This is a genomic window from Shewanella sp. YLB-07 (genome assembly GCF_009377275.1).
Genome location: NZ_VOQB01000038.1, coordinates 1 through 1,325 on the forward strand (window position 1 = coordinate 1; position 1,325 = coordinate 1,325).

At 44.8% G+C, this 1,325-nt stretch carries 1 protein-coding gene; it reads left to right on the forward strand.

What is annotated here, in order from left to right; translation table 11 throughout:
- Positions 1–103: 103 nt before the first annotated feature.
- On the forward strand, positions 104–1,306 hold the full coding sequence (locus FS373_RS31355) for an IS4 family transposase (RefSeq protein WP_152831554.1): 1,203 nt from the start codon (positions 104–106) through the stop codon (positions 1,304–1,306).
- The last annotated feature ends 19 nt before the right edge of the window (positions 1,307–1,325 follow it).

Below are 1,325 nucleotides of genomic sequence, written 5' to 3' on the forward strand. Positions count from 1 at the left end.
TCTAGGGAATCCCCAGATAATTTCTTTTGTTTTCAAAAGCTAGACACACATGGTGCAATTTGATCTAATCAATTTCGCCAAAAACAAACCAGATAACAACACCATGCGCGATATTAAGATACTACATGAGTCACTCGCAGATCAATGCCCTCGAATACATAAGAAACGCCTTAATTCTCTTATGGTTGCAACTGAGTCCCTACTCGATGGTAATCAACTATCACTGACTCAGTTAGGCCGCAACATTCAAGGTAAAGTGAGGGCTAAACACAGCATCAAACGTATCGATAGGCTATTGGGAAATCCGCACCTTAGAACTGATAGACTCGATATTTATCGCTGGCATGCAATGCATCTATGCGGCGCGAATCCTATGCCTATCGTGCTAGTTGACTGGGCTGATGTACGGGAAAAACTTCGCTTGATGACACTCAGAGCCTCCGTCTCTGTTCAAGGGCGCTCTGTGACACTTTATGAACGCACCTTTCTATTTGAAGACTATAACGCCCCTCGAAGTCACAATGTATTCTTAGCTGAGCTTGCTCAAATTCTCCCTAAAAATTCTTGTCCTTTGATTGTTACTGATGCGGGTTATCGAAATACCTGGTTCCAACAAGTCGCTAGTCACGGCTGGTTCTGGCTCGGTCGAGTTCGTGGCGATGTGAGGTTCCAGCACCATGGTCAGGGCGTGTGGCAATCAAATAAATCGCTTTATCAAGCCGCAAACAATAAAGCCAAGTATATAGGTGCCGTCTATCTCGCTAAGAAAAGCCCGTTAAGCTGCCATATCCATCTGTACAAGGAGAAGCCGAAACATCGAAAAGACCGTCGTTCATCAAAAGCAGGCCGTAATCATACAGCCCAGAAAAGCTATCGTACTGGCAGTAAAGAGCCTTGGTTACTGGCAACTAACTTGCCACCTGAAACATTTACCGCCGCTAAAGTTACTCAGTTATATGCCAAGCGCATGCAGATAGAAGAAACATTTCGGGACTTGAAAAGTCCTCAATATGGCATGGGGCTTAGGCACTGCAAGAGTCGATGCCCTAGACGATTAGATGTTCTATTACTTATCGCTATGTTGGCTGAAATTGTACTTTGGCTCATCGGTATCATCGCTAATCACCTAGGCTGGCAACGTCATTTCCAAGCGAATACTATCCGACATAGGCCTGTACTATCGGTCGTAAGGCTGGGGAAGGAAGTTAGAAAGCGGAAAAACTACAAGATCACAGAGCAACATTTACACTGGGCAATGATTGAATATATTAAGAAAATTCACTGTGCTGGGATGCCTCAATTATGAGGGGATCCCCCAGCGCCCT

What these genes read in the sequence shown, in the direction of transcription:
- FS373_RS31355 (WP_152831554.1), top strand. Translation starts at nt 104, where the DNA reads ATGCGCGATATTAAGATACTACATGAGTCACTCGCAGATCAATGCCCT.